The organism is Phytohabitans sp. LZ39, from assembly GCF_059359075.1.
The window spans coordinates 297,925-315,947 of the sequence record NZ_JCADBM010000004.1 but is presented as its reverse complement, the minus strand read 5'-3'; the positions used below and the strand labels follow the sequence as shown (position 1 = coordinate 315,947).

Genomic DNA, 18,023 nt, shown 5'->3' with positions numbered 1-18,023 from the left:
CACGGCTTAGGAGGCGACCGATGACACTCGCGCGGGACGAGGTAGCCGTGATCTACCTCGAGGGCGACCTGGACATGCAGGCCGAGGATCGCGTGGTCGCCGAGATCGAGGCGGCGCTCGCCCGCGCCCAGCGCGACGTGGTGGTGGACCTGTCGGCCGTGCCGTTCCTCGACTCCAGCGGCGTGCGCGCGCTGCTGCGTGGGCGCGAGGCGGCCCAGCGGAGCGGCGTGCGGCTGTGCGTCCGCAACCCCCGGCGCATCGTCGAGGAGGTTCTGCGGATCACCGGCGTGGCGCCGCTGTTCGGGCTATGAGCGTCCCGCGCCCCGCGGAATGGCACGGCATGCTCGCCGAGCTGATCGACGTGGCACACTTCGTCGGCCCGAGCGGGCTCGCCGAGATCGTGGAGGTGGCCGCCGCGCGGGTCGGCCTCGACGTCACCATCCACCTCGTCGACCACGAGCAGGAGCGGCTGCGCGTGCTGTCGCCCGACAAGGCCACCGACCCGATCCCGATACGGGGTTCGGTCGCGGGCCGGGCGTTCATGACGCTCACCCCGGTGCCGTCCGCCGGCGACCCGCCCCGCCTCTGGATGCCCATCGTCAACGGCACCGAGCGGATCGGCGTGCTGGAGGTCCGCGGCGCCGACCCGGCCGACCCGGCGATGATCTCCGGCACCCGCCTCCTCGCCGGCCTGGTCGGGCACATGATCACCTCGAAGACCGCGTACGGCGACGCGATCGTCGTGGCCCGCCGCTCCCGGCCCATGACCACGGCCGCCGAGGTGCTGTGGCAGCTGCTGCCGCCGCTCACGTTCGCCACCGACCACTTCGTCCTCGCCGCCGTGCTCGAACCCAGCTACGAGGTGGGCGGCGACGCGTTCGACTACACAGTGGACGACGGGGTGGCCCGCTTCGCCGTGTACGACGGAGTCGGCAAGGGCCTGCCCGCCGCCCTCACCACCGCCGTGGCCCTCGGCGCCAGCCGCGCCAGCCGCCGCGCCGGTGCCGGGCTGGCCGAGATGGCGGAGGAGGTCGACCGCGCGCTGAAGGGGGAGTTCACCGACTCGCGTTTCGTGACGGCGGTGCTGGCCGAGTTCGACCTGCACGCCGGCCACCTCCGCTACGTCGGTGCCGGCCACCCGCCGCCGGTCCTGCTGCGCCGCGGCAAGGCGGTGCGCGCGCTGGCCGGTGGCCGCCGCACCCCGCTCGGCGTGCCCGCGCCCACCGCCGTCGCCGAGGAGCGCCTGGAGCGTGGCGACCGCCTCCTCTTCTACACGGACGGGATCACCGAGGCCCGCGACGCCGACGGCACGCTCTTCGGCCTGGAGCGCCTCGTCGACCTGGTCGAACGCCACGCCGCGGTCGGTCTCCCGGTGGCCGAGACCGCCCGACGCATCTCCCACGCGGTCCGCGACCACCAGGGCGGGCCGCCGGCCGACGACGCCACCCTGCTCCTGCTGGAATGGTCGGAAGCGGCGGCGAAGCGGTCGGTACCCTAAGCACACATTCGCAGCAACTTCACGAATCGTTGCGCGATTTTGGGTGAGCGGGCCGCGCTAGGCGGAGTGTGGCACCGACGCGCGGTGGCTGGCGAGCACGTCGTCGCCGAAGTCGCCGTGCGGCCGGCGGAGCACCGTGTGCGCGTGGTTGCCGTCGTCGGTCGTGTTGTCGTACTCGATCAGCACGTCCTCGCCCTGCACCCGGTAGTAGTGCCGCCCACCCGGCCGGGTCGGCCCCTCCCACGCGAACCACTGCTCGCCGCTCTCGATCCGCGCGTACTCCAGCGCGGCCAGGCCGGGCGGCAGCCGGTCGAGGTAGAGGGCGACGAGGCGGTAGAGGGCCGCCCGCGCGCCGGGGCCGAGGCGGCTGGCCGGCACGCCCCGCGGCTCGAGGGGCCCGCCGACCGCGGGTCGGGTGGCGGTGCGGATGTCCGGCGGGGCTTCGTCGGAGACGATCGCCGCGCGGCGGTCGGCGCGGCCCATCGCGTCGAGCAGCGCGCGGGCCAGGTCTTCCTCGGCGGCGAGCGGGCGCAGCACGGTGCCGCCGGCGTACCCGACGCGGTGCGGGTTGGCGCCCAGGAAGATCGGCGCGGGGGAGACGACCCCGTCGGCGACCGTCATCGTGACCGAGAGGTGGTGGCCCTCGAAGCGCCACCCCCACGGCTCGTCCCGCCCCGGCTCGCCGAAGACCGCCACCCAGTAGTCGTTGCTGTGCCGCCCGCGCGCCCACCCCTCCTGGCGGTCGAGCACCTCCTCCAGGGCGACGATCGCCATCGCCTGCGCGTACGCGGGCGGACTCAGCGCCGTCGCGAGTAGCCGGTGGGCCGCCTTGCGCGCGGTGCGGTCCAGGTCCGCGAGGCACGCGCCGGGCCGGGGCCGCGGGCGGTACTCGATCCACCGCCGCGCGGCCTCGTCGGCGAAGGGCCGCGACGCGAGTGAGCGCTGCTCGCCGTCGAGCGCGGCGAGCAGCGCCGTCGCAGCCTCAGACATCTCACCGGGTACCGCGTCAGCCGCCATCTCCTCTGTATACCGCCCGGGCCTGTCTCCTGGGTCTCGACGGGCTGCGGCGGGCCCAGACGACGAGCGGCGGCACCGGGCGAAAAGGTCGCATACCGGTGTTGTATGCGGCCTTTCGCCCGGCACCCCCGGACGCCGCCTGGATCTCGCCTCGCTCCACCGAGACCCAGGAGACAGGCCCTAGGCCACCTCCCGGCGGAGGAGGCGCGCGAGGCCGGCGGCGAGTGGCACGGCGAGCCAGACGCCGACGGAGGCGGCGAGCTTGGGCCAGTCCGCGCCGGCCATGGTGTTGTCGACGAGCGGCTGGGAGGTCATGCCGAGGTCGAGCCACTCGGCCGGCGTCCGCAGCGCGTCGATCATGTTGGTGAGCATGCTCCACACGGTCGGCAGCAGGAAGTACATGACGATGGCGAGCGCGGAGTTCATCAGCAGCATGCCGAACGCCACGCCGACGGTCATGTTGATCAGCTGGAACAGCACCGCGCTGCCCAGCGCGCCGGCGGTCAGCCGCCAGCTGCCGTCGCCGTCGAAGAACGTCATCCCGATCGCGTTGCCGACCGCGGCGACGAGCAGCCCCGCGACGACCGAGGCGCCGGCCAGCACGAAGCCGGCGAGCACCTTGGCCGCGGCGACCCGCTCGCGCTCCGGCACCAGCGTGAACGTGGTCAGCGCGCCCCGCTGCGTCCACTCGCTGGTGACCGAGAGGATGCCGATGACCGGCAGCAGCACGCCGGCCGGCAGCAGCGTGGTCTGGAAGATGCCGTAGAACGTGAGGTCCGGCGGGTCGGCGACGATGAGCATGACCACGACCAGCGCCGCGTACGCGAGCCCGGTCACGGCCAGCAGCCAGAAGCCGGCCCGCGTGTCGGTCATCTTGCGCACCTCGACGAGCGTGAGGCGCCCGAGCGAGGGGCGGGGCGGCGCTTCCAGAGTGGTCATCGAGGCGCTCCGTTCGAGGTGAGTTGGAGGAAGAGCTGCTCCAGCCCGCCGCCGTCGGCGGGGCGGAGCTCCAGCAGCACGAGCCCGGCCGCGGTAGCGGCCCGCCCGACGGTCTCCGCGTCGGTCTGCGCGACGAGCGCGCCGTCCGGCGTGGGGGTCACGGCCACGCCGGCGGCGGTGAGCGCCCATTCGAGCTTGTCCGGCTCCAGGCCGCGCACCCGTACCCCGGAGCCGGCGAGCAACTCCTCTTTGCTGCCGTCGGCGACGACCCGGCCACCCCCGATGACCACCAGCCGGTCCGCCACCGCCTCGACCTCGCGCAGCAGGTGCGAGGAGAGCAGCACGGTGCCGCCCCGGTCGGCGAAGTCGCGCAGCACCGTACGCATCCAGAAGATCCCCTCCGGGTCCAGCCCGTTGGCCGGCTCGTCGAGGATGAGCACGCGCGGGTCGCCCAGCAGCGCGTGCGCCAGGCCGAGCCGCTGCCGCATGCCCAGCGAGTACTGGCGGACCCGCTTGCGGCCGGCCTTGGCGTCCAGCCCGACGAGGTCGAGCAGCTTGTCCACCCGGCCGCGGTCGACGCCCATGACGTGCGCGGCGAGGCTGAGCGTCTCCCGGCCGGTGCGGCCCGGGTGCTGCGCGGAGGCGTCCAGGAGCACACCCACGCGGCGGCCCGGGTTGGGCAGCCGCCGGTACGGCACGCCGTCCACCGTCGCCCCGCCCACCGTGGGTGGCGTGAGGCCGCAGATCATGCGCATGGTCGTGGACTTGCCGGCGCCGTTGGGCCCGAGGAACCCGGTCACTGTCCCGGCCTCGCAGCGGAACGACACGTCGTCGACGGCCGTGTGCTGGCCGTACCGCTTGGTCAGGTGCTCCACACTGATCATGCGTCCAGCCTGCGGCTCCGGCCGGTACCCCGGAATCGGCCCGAGGTCGGCGGCGGGTGACCGAGGGCTGTCCCCGCGCCGACCGAGGTCTATGGCCGGCATTCGACTTTGGTCGGATGCCCGGGCGCCTGCCGGGTCGTACCATTTGATCATGGTTGGTGGGGCAACGCCCGAATACCGCGCGCTGCTGCCCGGCGCGCTGCTGGCGAAACCCTACCCGGAGGACCGCCGGCGGGTGCGGCGCACGGCCCGCGACTGGGTCGTCGACGTGCTGCTGTTCCTCTTCGCGGTAGGGCTCGCGCTGATCCTGGCCGCGTACGGCTTCGAGCAGGGCATCGACGAGGGGCGGATGACCCTCGACTTCCTGCTCGGCCTGCTGTGCTGCCTCGGCCTGTGGGTGCGGCGGCGCTGGCCGGTCGGGCTCACTATCGCCGTGACGGTCGTCGGCCTCTGGTCGGTGACCAGCGTCGGTGCCGCGGTGGTCGCGTTCTTCACGGTCGTGGTGCACCGGCGCGTCGCGGTGGCGCTGGCACTCGCCGCGGTCGGCGTCGCCAGCGGCTTCGTCTTTCCGCTGCTGCGGCCGGAGTGGAGCAGCAGCCCCATGTGGGTCGACCTGGTCTGGACCCTGGTGTTCATGGCGCTGGTGCTCGCCTGGGGGCTGGTCGTCAAGGCCCGCCGCCAGCTGGTGCTCTCGCTCCGCGACCGGGCCCACCGCGCCGAGTCCGAGCAGCAGCTGCGGGTGGCGCAGGCCCGCCAGGCCGAGCGGGCCCGCATCGCGCGGGAGATGCACGACGTGCTGGCCCACCGGATCTCGCTGCTGAGCCTGCACGCGGGCGCGCTGGAGTTTCGCCCGGACGCGCCGCCGGAGGAGGTGGCCCGCGCGGCCGGCGTGATCCGCGACAGCGCCCACCAGGCGCTCCAGGAGCTGCGCGAGGTGATCGGCGTGCTCCGCGACGACCCGGCCGACGAGGCGCCCGACCGTCCCCAGCCCACGCTCGCCGACCTGCCCGGCCTCGTCGACGAGTCGCGGGCGGCCGGCATGCGGGTGCGCCTCGACCGGCGGGTGGCCGACCTCGGCGCGGTGCCTGTGGCGGTGGGGCGAAACGCGTACCGGATCGTGCAGGAAGGACTCACGAATGCCCGCAAGCACGCGTACGGTTCCACTGTGGACGTGATCGTGGCGGGGGCGGCCGGCGACGGCCTGTCGGTCGAGGTGCGCAACCCGTGGCCGGTGGGCGTGCCGGCCGGGCCGGAGATTCCCGGCACGGGCACCGGCATCGTGGGGCTCACCGAGCGGGCCACGCTCGCCGGCGGGCGGCTGGAGAGCGGCCGCACCGCGTCCGGCGACTTCCGGCTCTGGGCCTGGCTGCCGTGGCCGGCGTGAGCGCCTTCCCGGGCGGCCCGCCGCCCGGCGGCGACGGCGCCGCGGGCGCTTTTCCGGGTGGCGCGCGGGCCGGCGGCGTCGGCGCCGCGGGCGGCCAGGCGCCGATCAAGGTCCTGATCGTGGACGACGACGCGCTGGTCCGCGCCGGCCTCGCGATGATCCTCGGCGGCGCGGACGACATCGTGGTGGTCGGCGAGGCCTCCGACGGCGCCGAGGTGGCCGCCGCCGTCCGCTCGCACGCGCCCGACGTCGTGCTCATGGACATCCGCATGCCCCGCCTCGACGGTCTCGCCGCCACCGAGGCGCTGCGCCGCCGGCCCGAGCCGCCCGAGGTGATCGTGCTGACGACGTTCCACGCGGACGAGTACGTGCTGCGCGCGCTCCGGGCCGGCGCCAGCGGCTTCCTGCTCAAGGACACCCCGCCGGCCGAGATCCTGCGCGCGGTGCGCCGGGTCGCGCTCGGCGAGCCGATGCTCTCGCCCGCCGTGACCCGCCGCCTCATCGACCACGTCAGCGACACCGGCGCGGACGGGCGGCGGCGCCACGCGCTGGCGCTGCTCGGCCGGCTGAGCGAGCGGGAGCGGGAGGTCGCCGTCGCGGTCGGCCAGGGCAAGTCCAACGCGGAGATCAGCGGCGAGCTCTTCATGAGCGTGGCGACGGTCAAGGCGCACGTGTCCCGGGTGCTGACCAAGCTGGAGCTCAACAACCGGGTGCAGGTGGCGCTGCTCGCCCACGACGCCGGCCTCACGCTCCCCTGAGGCGTTCCTCGGCCAGGTCCTTCGCCGCGCGGTGCGGGCTCATGCCCGCGCCGAGTATCCGGGTGACCGTCGCGCCGATCCCGCGCACCTCCGCGAGCGCCGCCGCCGGGGTCAGGCCGCGCAGCTCCACGCCGGTGCCGTAGATCGCGCCACCCGCGCTCACCACCGGGTCGGGCACCCACAGCACGCCCCGCTCGTGCAGCATGTCGGCGACGCGTTCCTCGGCGAGCTGGTTGTTGGCCGGCCCGGCGATGGCGGCGCAGCGCAGGCGCGGTACAAGATCGGGTGTCAACAGCCCGCCCAGCGCGGCCGGCACGACCACGTCGGCCGGCGCGGTGGCCGCCTCCGCCGGAGCCACCCAGGCCGCGCCCATCGCGTCCGCGAGCGTGCGACGGCCGGGGTCGACGTCGGTGACCGTGAGGATCGCGCCGGCGCCGGCGAGCGCCTTCGCCAGGTGGGTGCCGACGTGGCCCAGCCCGATCAGCGTGACCCGCAGCCCGGCCATGTCCGCGCTGCCGAAGCGGTGCGCGCAGAGGGCGGCGAGCGCGGCGAGCACCCCTTCGGCGGTCGGGCCGGACGAGTCGCCGCTGCCGCCCCGCTCGGCCGGGCGGCAGAAGACCCACCGCGTGCGCTCGCCGATCGTCACCATGTCGGCCGGCCCGGTGCCGACGTCGGGCCCGGTGCCGTAGCGCCCGCCGAGCGACTCGACCGCGTCGCCCACGTCGAGCAGCACGTCGTGCCTCTCGTCGGTGGTCAACGGCGCCGCGGTCGGTAGCGCCACGACGGTCTTGCCGCCGCCGTGGTCGAGGCCGGCGACCGCGGTCTTGTACGTCATCGCCTCGGCCAGCCGCAGCGCGTCGGCCACCCCGTCGCGCCAGTCGGCGTAGTGCTTGAGCCGGCACCCGCCGATCGCCATGCCCCGTACGGTGGAGTGCACGGCGATCGCCACCGGCAGCCCGCTGCGTCGTCCCTTGTGGACGGTAAGCTGTTCATGATCGAACGTCATGGCCCGACGCTATTCGCTTTCAGCCGCATGACCAGCGCCGCCGAAGCAAATCCGGACGCCACCGGAAAATCCGCGCGGAACCGAACGACGTTCGACCGACACTCCATCGAGATATGTAAGAATATCGACATGATGACTCGCCTGGCGGCCGCCGCGGCCGGTGTACTCCTGCTCTTCGCCGCTCCCGCCGCCGCGCCGGCGCACTCCCGCGGCGGATGCTCCGACCGGCTGCTGTTCTGCGAGGACTTCGAGCGCATGCCGCTGGGCGGGGCCGCCAGCCTCAAGTGGGGCATCGACACCAAGCACGGCACCCTCACCGTCGAACGCCACCGCGGCGACCGCGTACTCCACGTGCACACCGAGGGCAACGGCCGCGCCTTCCTCAAGGTCGACGACTTCGCCGCGCCCGGCAACAGCTTCTTCGGCCGCCTCCGCCTACGCGTGGCGGCCTTCCCGACCGCGCCCGACTGGGCCCACTACACGCTCGTCGAGGCCACCGGCCAGGGCCCGGAGATCGTCCGCCCGCTGGGCGGCCAGTACGTCCCGACACTCGACCGCGCGCTGTGGGGCGTCGGCGCCGACGGCGGCCCGACCGGCGACTGGACGAACTGGCGCGAGTCCGCCCCCTCCGTGGCCGGCCGCTGGCAGTGCGTCGAGTGGCGCGCCGACGCCGCCGACAACCGCATCGACATCTGGATCGACGGCCGCCCCCAGCCCGACCTCACCGTCACCACCAAGGACCACGGCGGCAACCCGGTCGACTTCGTCTTCCCGCGCTTCGACACGGTGAAGATCGGCTGGCAGCTCTACCAGGGCGACCCCACCCCACCCGCCTACGACATCCTCATGGACGACATAGCCCTGAGCACCACCCGCGTCGGCTGCTGACCCGGGGTGGCGGCGGATCGATTGACAGATCTTGGTCGATCCGTTCCGTCCCGTCGATCCGTCTCTAGTCTGTTGACTCATGGCGGCCGGTTTCTACGTGCGAGTCCCCCCGGAGCTGGCCGGAGACCTGCACAGCGACGGGTTCCTCCGACGCGGCGACGACCGTGGCGCGGGAGAGGTGCTCGACGCCGCACAGGCGGCCGCGGCCGTGCTCGGCGCAGGGCTCGGCCTGGGTGCGGATGCGGTGTCCATCCTGGTCGGCCGGCATGAGGTCGCCCGGCTCGTCCGTCGGCTTTGGCGGTCGTCGCGACCCGACCCGGCGGGCCGGCGCCGCATCACGGTGGCGGTCGGGCACACGCCGGTGGGTGGTTCGGTGGTGTTCGAGACCGACGGATACGCCACGGACGACCTACCGGAGAAGCTCGTCGAGGCCGTCGCCACTTTACTGACCGCACTGGCCGACGAGCAGTCCGGCGGAGCGGGCGCCTGATGCCGGCGTTCAACCTCGAGCGGCTCTCGGTCCTCCTTGCCGATCGTGCCGCCATCTTCCAGCAGATCCGCGTGCTGCGGGATCGGCGCGACGACCTCACCGACGAATACAACGAGTTCATCGAGGAGATGCGCGGCAGCACCGGGTCGCGGCGGAGCCATCTGCACCGGAAGGCGCAGAACGCGCACGAGGCCAAGATGGCTATCCGGCCGCAGGAAAAGGCGCTGCAAGGGAGGCTCGAAGCAAAGGAGAAGGAGATCGTCGACTTCATCGCCGCGATGTGGGCCGCATCGGAGCTCCTCCTGGGCGCTGAGCGCCAGCACGACCTGTTGCGGAAGGGTGTGGACGACCTGGGCGCGCGGCTGTCCGCGCTGGAGACCCGGGTCGGCGCGCTGACGGACGCGATCGGCGCACTCCGGAGCGGCCAGGCCGGCCAGGCCGGTGCGGTCAAGGCCATCGGCACCCGGATCGATCGGCTGGCCGGCGAGGTCGCGAACGCGCGGGTGACGTTCCGCGCGGTGGAGGGCACGGTCGCCCAGATCACCAACGCCGTCGAGCCGACGGTCGAGCGGAGGGGCTGGAATCCGGACTTCCAGCCGGTGTCCGAGCCCTGTTCGCGCGCCATCCCCGAGGCGGAGCTCGACGCACTCCCGGAGCGCGTCACCGTCCTGCTCTTCGCGTCCCACGTGCCCAAGGAGACGACGGTCGACGTCGCCGAGGAGGCGCGTGAGATCGAAATGAAGATCAATGACGCCACGCTGGCGGCGTACGTCCGGCTCAAGGCATGGCAGGCGACGCGTCCGCTGGACCTGATGCCCATGTTCAACCGGCACAAGCCGTACATGGTCCACTTCAGCGGCCACGGCCAGCCGGGCGCACTGATCATGACCGGCGGTCCTGATCGGCCGGAGCCGGTGCCGACCGACCTGCTGGTCCGGATGTTCAAGGCGTCGGCCGATCACCTTCGGGTGGCGTTCTTCAACGTCTGCGACTCCGAGGAGCAGGCGGTCGCGGCGGCCCGCCTGCTGGATGTGGTGATCGGTATGCGCGGCCGGCTGCCGGACACGATGGCCCGCATGTTCGCGGCCCGCGTCTACTCGTCGCTCGCGTTCGGCGAGTCTATGCGCAAGGCGTTCGAACAGGGACTGCTGGAGGTCGAGAAGTTTCCGGAGGCCCGGGTCGTGCCGCAGCTCTACCACCGGCCGGGCGTCGACCCGCACAAGGTGGTGCTGGTGCGGCCCCGACAGCGCGACTGAGCGCGGGCGTTACAGGGGGATCTGGCGCATTCGGCCGATCTCGGCCTGCTGCTCGGCGGCGATGCCGGTGGCGAGCCGCTCCACCTCCTGGTCGCGGCCGGCGCGCAGTGCGTCCGTCGCCATCGCGACCGCGCCCTCGTGATGGGCGACCATCATGTCGACGAACATCTTGTCGAACGCGTCACCGCGCATGCCGGCCAGCGCCTTCAGGGCCTCCGGCGGCTGCATCCCCCACATGCCGGCGTGGCTGTGGCCGGCCTGGTCTTCGGGGAGGCCGCGCGCCTTCAGCCAGGCCTGGAACACCGCGATCTCCGGCTTCTGCGCCGCGGTGATGCGGGAGGCGAGGGCGCGGATCTGCTCGTGGCCGGCCCGGTCGGGGGCGAGGGCGGCCATCTCCAGGGCCTGGGCGTGGTGCGGGATCATCATGCGCATGAAGAAGGCGTCGGCCTGGTTGTAGAGGCTGCCGTCGGGCGCGGGGATCTTGTCGGAGGGGATGACCGACGCGGACTCGCCGGGGCGGCCGGGCACGATCACCGGGACCGGCGACGTGGTCGGTGTCGGGGAGGCGCTCGCCGCCGGGTCGTCGCCCGAGCCGGCCGCGCGGACGCCGAGGGCTATCGCGACGCCGGCTACCGCCACCACTACGGCGCCGATCACCGCGTACGTGCGACGGCTCATCAAGACTGACCTCCGTAATCGCAGGGTGCGCGCGATCGTATATCGCCGACCTGAGTATCCGAGTGACGGGTGTCACATCGACGGTTACGATGCCTCGGTAAGGTGTGCACCAATCTGGCGCCCTTTCGCCGTTGAAAGGGCCTGAAAGACGGGGTATGCCCATGTTCAGATCGGCCCCACAAGGGTTGCGGCGGCTCAGTGCCGTCGCGGCGGCCGCGTTCGCTCTCACGCTGGCTGTCGCGGCCTCCGCCTCCCCGACGAGTGCCCAGTCGCCGTCCACAAACGAGATCCCCGGCGTCGACGAGATCGTCAGCAGCAACAACATCCGCCTGTTGACGAACGTGCCCCTTTCGGGCCCGCTCGCCAACGGCATCAACTCCGACATCGCGTTCCAGGGCAAGTACGCGTTCGCCGGTAACTTCAACGGGTTCGCCATCTTCGACATCAGCCGGCCGTCGCAGCCGAGGCTGGTCTCCCAGGTGTCCTGCCCCGGCGGCCAGGGTGACGTCTCGGTCGACGGCAACCTGCTCATCATGTCGGTCGACTCGTCGCGCAGCGACGACTCGTGCCAGAGCACGAGCCTTTCCGCCACCAACAAGGCGGCCTGGGAAGGCATCCGCATCTTCGACATCAGCGACAAGGCCAGCCCGCGCTACGTGAAGTCCGTGGAGACCAACTGCGGCTCGCACACGCACACGCTGGTGCCGGGCAAGGACCGCCGTTCGCTCTACGTGTACGTGTCGTCGTACTTCCCGTCGGAGACGTTCCCGGACTGCAAGCCGCCGCACGACCTGATCTCGATCGTCAAGGTGCCGGTGCGCAACCCGACCTCCGCGGCGGTCGTGGCGACGCCCAACCTGTTCCCGGGCGACTCTGGCAACCCGCCGGGCACGCCGAGCACCGAGACCAGCGGCTGCCACGACATCACCGCGTACCCGAAGAAGGACATCGCCGCGGGCGCGTGCATGGGTGACGGCATCCTGCTCGACATCAGCCGTCCGGAGGCGCCGCGGGTGATCACCCGGGTGCGCGACACGGTCAACTTCGCCTTCTGGCACTCGGCCACGTTCAACAACGCCGGCACCAAGGTCGTCTTCACCGACGAGCTGGGCGGCGGCGTGGCGGCGGAGTGCCTCGCGAGCGTCCCGTCCACCAAGGGCGCGGACGCGATCTACGACATCCAGGGCTGGGGCAAGCACCGCCGGCTCGTGTTCAAGAGCTACTTCAAGATCCCCCGCTTGAACGCCGAGACCGAGAACTGCGTCGCGCACAATGGCTCGCTGATCCCGGTGCCCGGCCGCGACATCATGGTGCAGGCTTGGTACCAGGGCGGCATCTCCATCTGGGACTTCACCAACTCGTCCCGCCCGAAGGAGATCGCGTACTGGGAGCGGGGTCCGGTCTCCGCGACCGACCTGGTCCTGGCCGGATCGTGGTCGGCGTACTACTACAACGGCTACATCTACTCCAACGACATCACCAAGGGCCTCGACGTCCTCCAGGTGCGTGACTGGCGGCTCTTCGGCGCCGAGTTCAACAGGTTCCACCAGCTCAACGCGCAGACCCAGACGCGCTACTGAGCCTGTACCGGCGAACCAGGCCCGGCCTCCGCGGAGGCCGGGCCTGTTTGTTCGCTCATGTATTCGCATGATTCAATAGTCGGACGCGAGTGGCCTTTCTCGACCGCGAAGGGCGCGCCGGGCACGGGTGTCAACGGGCGGCACCCCCGGTGGGCGCCCTCGCCTGTCCGGGCGACCCTGTGCAGTCGCGACGAAAGGCAACGAAAGTGAAAGCGAGACGCAGGTTGGCGGTGCTCGCCGCCGCCGCGCTACTGGGCAGCGGGATTCCGCTGCTCTTGAAACCCAGTCCGGTGGAGGCGCACGGCGCGTTCGTGTCTCCGGCCACCCGCACGTACGCGTGCTACAAGGACGGCCTGGCGGGCGGCGGTGGCGACATCAACCCCACCAACCCGGCCTGCGTGGCCGCCGTGGCCCAGGGCGGCAAGCAGCCGCTGTGGGACTGGTTCGGCGTGCTGCAAAGCAACGCCGCCGGCAACCACCGGACGATCATCGCCGACGGCCAGCTGTGCGGCGGTGGCACCACCAAGTACGCCGCCTACAACGCGGGCCGCCTCGACTGGCCGGTCACCCAGGTCCAGTCGGGCAGCACGATGCAGTTCCGGTACAACGCGTGGGCGCCGCACCCGGGCACCTGGACGCAGTACATCACCCGGGACGGGTTCGACCCGAACCAGCCGCTGAAGTGGTCGGACCTCGAGGCGACGCCGTTCGACCAGGTGACCAACCCGCCCACGCAAAACGGCTCGTCCGGCAACGAGTACTACTGGAACGCCCGCCTGCCGGTGAAGCAGGGCCGCCACATCATCTACTCGATCTGGCAGCGGTCGGACAGCCCCGAGGCGTTCTACAACTGCGTCGACGTGCAGTTCGGTGGCACCCCGCCCACCTCTCCGCCGCCGACCAGCCCGCCGCCCACGTCGGTGCCGCCGACCAGCCCGCCGCCGTCCACCAGCGGCCCGCAGACGTGCACCGCGACGACGCGGATCAGCAGCCAGTGGTCCGGTGGCTTCCAGGGTGAGGTGACGGTGCGCAACAACAGCACCGCCCCGCTCAGCCCGTGGACGGCCACCTGGACGATGCCGGCCGGTGCGACGGTCGCCAGCGGCTGGAACGCGACGGTGAGCCAGAGCGGCACCACGGTCACCGCCGCGGCACCGTCGTGGAACTCGACCCTCGCCGCGGGAGCGTCCGCGACGATCGGGTTCACCAGCAGCGGCTCGCCCGGCCCGACCGGGATCCGCCTGAACGACAACGTGTGCGGCGCGTAACCAACCGCACACAGGAGCGGGCCCCTCGCGGGGCCCGCTCTTTTTTCTTCGCCGCCACCGCAACCCCGCCGTGACCGCCGCCCGTCATCGTGGGTGAGGGTGGTCGGGGGAGGAGTGCACCGTATGCGGACGGACGACACGTCCGAGTACGTCGAGTTCGTCTCGGCGCGGCTGGCCCGGTGGCACCGCGCCGCCTACCTGCTGTGCGGCGACGAGCACCGCGCCGACGACCTGGTGCAGACCACCGTCACCAAGCTCTACGTGCACTGGGCGCGGGCCCGGGCCGCCGACAACCTCGACGGGTACGTGCACCGCATGCTCGTCCGCACGTACATCGACGAAAAGCGGCTGGCCTGGTCGAAGGTGTGGCTGATGTCGGCGACCCCGGAGCGGGGCGCGTCCGGCGACAGCGGCGTGGAGGAGCGCGACCTTGTGGTGCGGGCGCTCGCCGACCTGCCCAAGGGCCAGCGCACGGTGCTGGTGATGCGCTTCCTCTGCGACATGCCGGTGGAGAGCGTGGCGGCGGCGATGCGTTGCTCAACCGGCAATGTGAAGGCACAGACCGCGCGCGGCCTCGCCACGCTGCGCGCACGGCTCGGCCAGGAGGCACCGTTCGCCGGGGCGGGCACGGGCAAGGGTGGGGGCTTGTAAGCGTGAGTGATCCGTTCGAGGAGCGGGCCGACGACGTTCGCGTGCTGCTGGAGACCGCGCGGGTCCCGCCGGCCAACGCCGACCTGTCGCGGGCGATCGAGGCCGGGGGAGTGGTGCGGCGCCGCCGCCGGTACGCGGCCGTGGCCGCCGCGACCGTCTTCGCCCTCGCCGGCACCGCGGCGGTCGGGCAGGCGCTCGACCGCACCGAAGGCGCCGACCGGCTGGACGTGCCGATCGGCGAGACAGTGACCTCGACCCCGCCGCCGTTCAGCACCTGCACCGTGGCGGCGCTGCCCGCACCGGCCGGCAAGGGCAGGCTCACCGGGCAGGTCGTCGCCGACCCCACCGGCCGGTACGCGGCGGCCGGCCTGGTGCGGCCCGACGGCTCCGTGCGCCCGGTGCTCTGGACCGGCGGCGAGCCGAAGGTGCTGCCCGCCGTCGGCACGAACGCAGAGCCCCGCGCGGTCAACTCCTCCGGCGTCGTGGTCGGCACGTCCGCCACCGCCGACGGCGGCCCGCTGGCCTGGATCTACCACGACGGCTCGACCGTCAAGCTGGCCCCCGTCGACGGGTACGAATGGTGGACGCCGCTCGCCGTCGACGAGGGCGGCGACGTCACCGGCGAGGCGTGGCGCGGCGTGCGGTTCGCGGTCGTGTCGTGGCCGCACGCCGACCCGCTCCGCGGACCGGTGCTGCTCACCCGCCCCGGCGACGTGCGCGGCTCCGGCGTCGGCGGCGACGGCACGGTGGTCGGCACGCGCGGCGAGGGCGCCGCACCGTACGCCTGGCACCCCGACGGCACCGGTCGCGCCCTCGACCTCCCGCCGGGCGCGGCCGCCGGGCAGGTGCTCGCCGTCCGCGGGCACTGGGCCGCCGGCTGGGTGGGGCTCCCGGTCGAGGAAGGCCCCCCGCCAGCCCACCAGGTCGCCCCGCGCGTGCAGGGCAGCGAGCCCGACCGGCGCGTGCTCGACATGCTCGGCAAGGCGGTGGCCGGTGGCAACCTGGTGACCGCGCCCGCCCGCTGGGACCTGCGCACCGGCGAGGTCACCCACTGGCCCGACCTGGCCATGCCGGCCACGGCGGTCAACGCCACCGGCTGGGTCGCCATCCCCGGCGACGCCGGCCCGACGGTCATCTCACCCGCCGGCAAGCTGACCACCCTGCCCGGACCGGCCGACGGCTACCCGACCGCGCTGAGCGACGACAACCGCCGCCTGTACGGCGAACGCTTCCCGCAGCCCCCCGAGGCCGGGGCACTGTCCACGAAGGAGCGCGCCGCGACGGCCACCGGCACCGAGCTGCTGATGTGGAGCTGCTGACCCCGCCGCGCTCAGAGGTCGAAGAGGTTGCGCAGCGCGTCGTCGACGCGGGCGAGGCTGGCGCCGGTGATCATGCCGAGCCGCTCGGCCCCGGAGGTCACCGGGAGGCGGCGCATGCGGTTGACCACGACGACGCCCGACACCGGGTCGGTCTCCGACAGCGGCACCGCGAACGGCGGCAGGTCGGTGATGCTGCCGCGCTGCCGCACGACCGGCGCGCAGTAGGGCGCGGCGTTGGGGCGGTCGTTGTGCGTGTCGCCGGAGAGCACGACGACCCGGTACCGCAGGTCGGTGCGGTCTCCTATGGTCCACACCTCACCGCGGTTCACGGGCCGATGCTACGCCCGCCGCCGCGCGCTCACCGGCGCGGGACGCGCGAGATCCGTTCACGGATGTCGTTGAAATGGTCGGCCATGGCGGCGGCGAGCACCTGCCCGTCGCCGTCGCGCAACGCGTTGAGGATGTTGCGGTGGGCGGCCGCCGCCACCTGCGGGGTTTCGACCGTGCGCGGCAGCTCGGCGTTCACCTTGTCGAAGACGCTCCAGAAGACCCGCAGCAGGTCGCTGATCAGCTCGTTGCGCAGCGGCTCGTAGAGCGTCTTGTGGAAGAGCCAGTCGGCCTCGGGGGAGTAGCGCCCGTCGGCGGCCTCCCGCTCCATCGCGGCGACCGCGGTCTCGAGGGTGTCGAAGTCGGCGTCGTCGACGAGCGCGAGCACCTGGCGCACCAGCCCGGTCTCCAGCACCTCGCGGATCTGCACCAGGTCGCCGATGTCGCGCAGGTCGCCGCGGAGCGAGAGGTGCGAGTGGAACGTGAGGCCGGCCTCCAGCGGCGAGAACGACGGCGTGCCCACGTACGTGCCGAGGCCGTGGCGGATGTCGACGATGCCGAGCGCCTGGAGCGCCTTGATCGCCTCGCGCAGCGGGTGGCGGCTGACCGAGAGCTCGGCCATCAGCTCGGTCTCGGTCGGCAGCAGGGAGCCAGGGGCCAGTCCGCGCCGCACGATCAGCTCCTTGATCGCCTCTTGCAGCGCCCGCTGGTTTTCGCTGGCTCCCCGCCGCGGTGGGGTCATGGTCTTCCGTCTTTCGCGCGAGTCATAGGACGTCCGAGGTTACCCTATCGAAGCTGCTGGATCGGTATCCGCTGGAAGGCTATCCGCTCGTTGGCACCGAAGTCGCCGGTCTCGTACAACACACCCAGCGTGGTGCCGAGCTGCACCAGATCGGAGTACGCCGCGGGCAACCCGGAGAGCGGCAGCGCGGCCCGCCACGTGACGCCCCGGTCGGTGCTCACCCGCAACGTCAGCGCCGCGCGGGCGGCCGGGTCGGCGGGCCCGGCGAAGACCAGCGGCGCGCCCGGCCCGGACAGCTGGAGCACGCTGCCCTGCACGACCGGCCCGGTGAGCGTGGCCTGCGGCCGGTAGGGCTTCTCCAGGGTCACCCCGCCGTCCGCGCTGTACGCGTCCGCCCGGTTTCCCGGCCCGGTGCCGTTGTGCTCGCGGGTGTTGAGGTAGAGGCGCCCGTCGGGCAGCTCGGCGACGGTGGTCTCGTTCACGTTGAGGTACCCGTTGGGGTTGTCGTCGACCGCCCCGATCGCCCACGTCTCGCCGCCGTCGTCGCTGTAGAGCGTGTGCCCGCCGTAGTACTTCGCCTCGGTGCCGCTGTCGGGCGAGCCGGCCGGCGGGGCGATCGAGTGGTTGGCCGGGATGACCAGCCGCCCACTCCGGGCCAGCCGGATGCCGTGCACGGGCCCGGTCGCGTACCACCGCCAGTTGGCCGCCTTGGCCGCCGCGGTGATCTCGCGCGGCGCCGTCCAGCTCGCCCCGTCGTCGTCGCTCGTCTGGACGAACACCCGCCGGCTCTGGTCCGCGGGCACCTCACCCCGCATGATCGCGGCCTCGGTCGCCGTCCCGCCGTTGTACGTCGACAGCAACACCACCCGCCCACCGGCCGTCACGACGGGCGCCGGGTTGCCGGAGGTGTTGGCGCCGCTGTCCGCGACCACCTGGAGCGCCCCCCAGGTGCACCCGCCGTCGGTGGAGCGCCGCAGCACGAGGTCGATGTCGCCGGCGTCACCGAGCCCACCGACCCGCCCCTCGGCGAACGCCAGCAGCGCGCCCGACCGGGCGGCCACGACAGCTGGAATGCGGAAGGCGCTGTACCCGTCGGTGCCGGCGACGTACGGGACGGAGCTCGAACACCGCTCCCGGTCACCCCCGGCGGCGGTGGCCTCGGCGCACCCGGCGGTGGCCAGGAGGGCGGCGGTGAACAGGAGTACGGCAGGTCTCGGCAGGCGGGTCATGGGGTCCTCCACTCGCTGGTGGGCGATCAGACATAGGACGTCCGCTGTTCCTTTCGAGACGGTAAGTGGGCATGTCGATGTCGTCAAGACAAGGTTCGGGCGGCGGATC

The 18,023-nt window shown here is 72.8% G+C and carries 19 protein-coding genes; 11 read left to right on the top strand and 8 right to left on the bottom strand.

Translation table 11 applies throughout. The annotated features are described in order from the left end of the window. Window positions 1-20: 20 nt before the first annotated feature. Together AC5L36_RS10440 and AC5L36_RS10435 are read left to right on the top strand one after the other, a co-directional pair. Window positions 21-311, top strand: coding sequence for an STAS domain-containing protein (locus tag AC5L36_RS10440; RefSeq protein WP_441214754.1), 291 nt, complete (start codon window positions 21-23; stop codon window positions 309-311). Then, entirely contained in the window at window positions 308-1,498 is a 1,191-nt protein-coding gene (locus tag AC5L36_RS10435; RefSeq protein WP_441214753.1) for a PP2C family protein-serine/threonine phosphatase, read from the top strand. The genes AC5L36_RS10440 and AC5L36_RS10435 overlap by 4 nt, the downstream gene beginning before the upstream one ends. Before the next feature lie 57 nt (window positions 1,499-1,555). Here AC5L36_RS10435 and AC5L36_RS10430 read toward each other — a convergent pair whose 3' ends face one another. The 3 genes from AC5L36_RS10430 to AC5L36_RS10420 form a co-directional block, all read right to left on the bottom strand. Continuing rightward, window positions 1,556-2,515, bottom strand: coding sequence for a DUF3500 domain-containing protein (locus tag AC5L36_RS10430; protein ID WP_441214752.1), 960 nt, complete (start codon window positions 2,513-2,515; stop codon window positions 1,556-1,558). 180 nt (window positions 2,516-2,695) lie between these two features. Further along, on the bottom strand, window positions 2,696-3,454 hold the full coding sequence (locus AC5L36_RS10425) for an ABC transporter permease (RefSeq protein WP_441214751.1): 759 nt from the start codon (window positions 3,452-3,454) through the stop codon (window positions 2,696-2,698). Beyond that, the gene (locus AC5L36_RS10420) at window positions 3,451-4,338 is read right to left on the bottom strand and encodes an ABC transporter ATP-binding protein (RefSeq protein ID WP_441214750.1); all 888 of its coding nucleotides are present in this window, start codon (window positions 4,336-4,338) and stop codon (window positions 3,451-3,453) included. Before AC5L36_RS10420 ends, AC5L36_RS10425 begins: the two co-directional genes overlap by 4 nt. A 151-nt stretch (window positions 4,339-4,489) precedes the next feature. Here AC5L36_RS10420 and AC5L36_RS10415 point away from each other — a divergent pair, with 151 nt between their 5' ends. Then, the gene (locus AC5L36_RS10415; RefSeq protein ID WP_441214749.1) at window positions 4,490-5,722 is read left to right on the top strand and encodes a sensor histidine kinase; all 1,233 of its coding nucleotides are present in this window, start codon (window positions 4,490-4,492) and stop codon (window positions 5,720-5,722) included. Further along, on the top strand, window positions 5,701-6,480 hold the full coding sequence (locus tag AC5L36_RS10410; protein WP_441214953.1) for a response regulator transcription factor: 780 nt from the start codon (window positions 5,701-5,703) through the stop codon (window positions 6,478-6,480). Before AC5L36_RS10415 ends, AC5L36_RS10410 begins: the two co-directional genes overlap by 22 nt. Here AC5L36_RS10410 and AC5L36_RS10405 read toward each other — a convergent pair. Then, complete coding sequence (locus AC5L36_RS10405; protein ID WP_441214748.1) at window positions 6,467-7,486, bottom strand: Glu/Leu/Phe/Val dehydrogenase dimerization domain-containing protein; 1,020 nt, start codon at window positions 7,484-7,486, stop codon at window positions 6,467-6,469. The two genes, AC5L36_RS10410 and AC5L36_RS10405, sit on opposite strands and share 14 nt — an antisense overlap. 129 nt (window positions 7,487-7,615) lie before the next feature. On the opposite strand from AC5L36_RS10405, the gene AC5L36_RS10400 reads away from it, so the two are divergent. From AC5L36_RS10400 to AC5L36_RS10390, 3 genes are all read left to right on the top strand, one after another. Beyond that, the gene (locus AC5L36_RS10400; protein ID WP_441214747.1) at window positions 7,616-8,374 is read left to right on the top strand and encodes a hypothetical protein; all 759 of its coding nucleotides are present in this window, start codon (window positions 7,616-7,618) and stop codon (window positions 8,372-8,374) included. A gap of 79 nt (window positions 8,375-8,453) precedes the next feature. Beyond that, window positions 8,454-8,864, top strand: a complete 411-nt coding sequence (locus tag AC5L36_RS10395) for a hypothetical protein (RefSeq protein WP_441214746.1) — start codon at window positions 8,454-8,456, stop codon at window positions 8,862-8,864. Beyond that, window positions 8,864-10,120 (top strand): coiled-coil domain-containing protein, encoded by a 1,257-nt coding sequence (locus tag AC5L36_RS10390; protein ID WP_441214745.1) that lies wholly within the window; start codon window positions 8,864-8,866, stop codon window positions 10,118-10,120. Before AC5L36_RS10395 ends, AC5L36_RS10390 begins: the two co-directional genes overlap by 1 nt. Before the next feature lie 9 nt (window positions 10,121-10,129). Here AC5L36_RS10390 and AC5L36_RS10385 read toward each other — a convergent pair whose 3' ends face one another. Then, window positions 10,130-10,798: a DUF305 domain-containing protein gene (locus tag AC5L36_RS10385; RefSeq protein WP_441214744.1), complete on the bottom strand. Its 669-nt coding sequence runs from the start codon at window positions 10,796-10,798 to the stop codon at window positions 10,130-10,132. Window positions 10,799-10,959: 161 nt separating this feature from the next. Here AC5L36_RS10385 and AC5L36_RS10380 point away from each other — a divergent pair, with 161 nt between their 5' ends. From AC5L36_RS10380 to AC5L36_RS10365, 4 genes are all read left to right on the top strand, one after another. After that, on the top strand, window positions 10,960-12,378 hold the full coding sequence (locus tag AC5L36_RS10380; protein WP_441214743.1) for an LVIVD repeat-containing protein: 1,419 nt from the start codon (window positions 10,960-10,962) through the stop codon (window positions 12,376-12,378). Window positions 12,379-12,584: 206 nt separating this feature from the next. Further along, window positions 12,585-13,646 carry a lytic polysaccharide monooxygenase auxiliary activity family 9 protein gene (locus AC5L36_RS10375; protein WP_441214742.1) on the top strand — a complete coding sequence of 354 codons (1,062 nt, stop codon included), beginning with the start codon at window positions 12,585-12,587 and terminating at the stop codon, window positions 13,644-13,646. A gap of 123 nt (window positions 13,647-13,769) precedes the next feature. Continuing rightward, window positions 13,770-14,297 (top strand): SigE family RNA polymerase sigma factor, encoded by a 528-nt coding sequence (locus AC5L36_RS10370; RefSeq protein WP_441214741.1) that lies wholly within the window; start codon window positions 13,770-13,772, stop codon window positions 14,295-14,297. A 2-nt stretch (window positions 14,298-14,299) separates the two neighbouring features. Further along, entirely contained in the window at window positions 14,300-15,616 is a 1,317-nt protein-coding gene (locus AC5L36_RS10365) for a hypothetical protein (RefSeq protein WP_441214740.1), read from the top strand. Between the two features lie 11 nt (window positions 15,617-15,627). Here the strand turns inward: AC5L36_RS10365 and AC5L36_RS10360 are convergent, their stop codons facing one another. The 3 genes from AC5L36_RS10360 to AC5L36_RS10350 are packed head-to-tail and all read right to left on the bottom strand — an operon-like array spanning window position 15,628 to window position 17,914. Then, window positions 15,628-15,945, bottom strand: a complete 318-nt coding sequence (locus AC5L36_RS10360) for a type II toxin-antitoxin system PemK/MazF family toxin (protein ID WP_441214739.1) — start codon at window positions 15,943-15,945, stop codon at window positions 15,628-15,630. 29 nt (window positions 15,946-15,974) lie between these two features. Next, window positions 15,975-16,685, bottom strand: coding sequence for a FadR/GntR family transcriptional regulator (locus AC5L36_RS10355; RefSeq protein ID WP_441214738.1), 711 nt, complete (start codon window positions 16,683-16,685; stop codon window positions 15,975-15,977). Window positions 16,686-16,729: 44 nt separating this feature from the next. Continuing rightward, a complete protein-coding gene (locus AC5L36_RS10350) occupies window positions 16,730-17,914 on the bottom strand; it encodes a sialidase family protein (RefSeq protein ID WP_441214737.1) in 1,185 nt (394 codons plus the stop codon). Between the last annotated feature and the right edge of the window lie 109 nt (window positions 17,915-18,023).

Excerpts from the sequence above, each read along its gene's own strand:
- AC5L36_RS10370 (WP_441214741.1), top strand. The coding sequence starts at position 13,770 with ATGCGGACGGACGACACGTCCGAGTACGTCGAGTTCGTCTCGGCGCGG.
- AC5L36_RS10430 (WP_441214752.1), bottom strand. The coding sequence starts at position 2,515 with ATGGCGGCTGACGCGGTACCCGGTGAGATGTCTGAGGCTGCGACGGCG.
- AC5L36_RS10420 (WP_441214750.1), bottom strand. The coding sequence starts at position 4,338 with ATGATCAGTGTGGAGCACCTGACCAAGCGGTACGGCCAGCACACGGCC.
- AC5L36_RS10435 (WP_441214753.1), top strand. The coding sequence starts at position 308 with ATGAGCGTCCCGCGCCCCGCGGAATGGCACGGCATGCTCGCCGAGCTG.
- AC5L36_RS10350 (WP_441214737.1), bottom strand. The coding sequence starts at position 17,914 with ATGACCCGCCTGCCGAGACCTGCCGTACTCCTGTTCACCGCCGCCCTC.
- AC5L36_RS10400 (WP_441214747.1), top strand. The coding sequence starts at position 7,616 with ATGATGACTCGCCTGGCGGCCGCCGCGGCCGGTGTACTCCTGCTCTTC.
- AC5L36_RS10390 (WP_441214745.1), top strand. The coding sequence starts at position 8,864 with ATGCCGGCGTTCAACCTCGAGCGGCTCTCGGTCCTCCTTGCCGATCGT.
- AC5L36_RS10405 (WP_441214748.1), bottom strand. The coding sequence starts at position 7,486 with ATGACGTTCGATCATGAACAGCTTACCGTCCACAAGGGACGACGCAGC.
- AC5L36_RS10380 (WP_441214743.1), top strand. The coding sequence starts at position 10,960 with ATGTTCAGATCGGCCCCACAAGGGTTGCGGCGGCTCAGTGCCGTCGCG.
- AC5L36_RS10425 (WP_441214751.1), bottom strand. The coding sequence starts at position 3,454 with ATGACCACTCTGGAAGCGCCGCCCCGCCCCTCGCTCGGGCGCCTCACG.
- AC5L36_RS10385 (WP_441214744.1), bottom strand. The coding sequence starts at position 10,798 with ATGAGCCGTCGCACGTACGCGGTGATCGGCGCCGTAGTGGTGGCGGTA.
- AC5L36_RS10415 (WP_441214749.1), top strand. The coding sequence starts at position 4,490 with ATGGTTGGTGGGGCAACGCCCGAATACCGCGCGCTGCTGCCCGGCGCG.
- AC5L36_RS10440 (WP_441214754.1), top strand. The coding sequence starts at position 21 with ATGACACTCGCGCGGGACGAGGTAGCCGTGATCTACCTCGAGGGCGAC.
- AC5L36_RS10395 (WP_441214746.1), top strand. The coding sequence starts at position 8,454 with ATGGCGGCCGGTTTCTACGTGCGAGTCCCCCCGGAGCTGGCCGGAGAC.
- AC5L36_RS10355 (WP_441214738.1), bottom strand. The coding sequence starts at position 16,685 with ATGACCCCACCGCGGCGGGGAGCCAGCGAAAACCAGCGGGCGCTGCAA.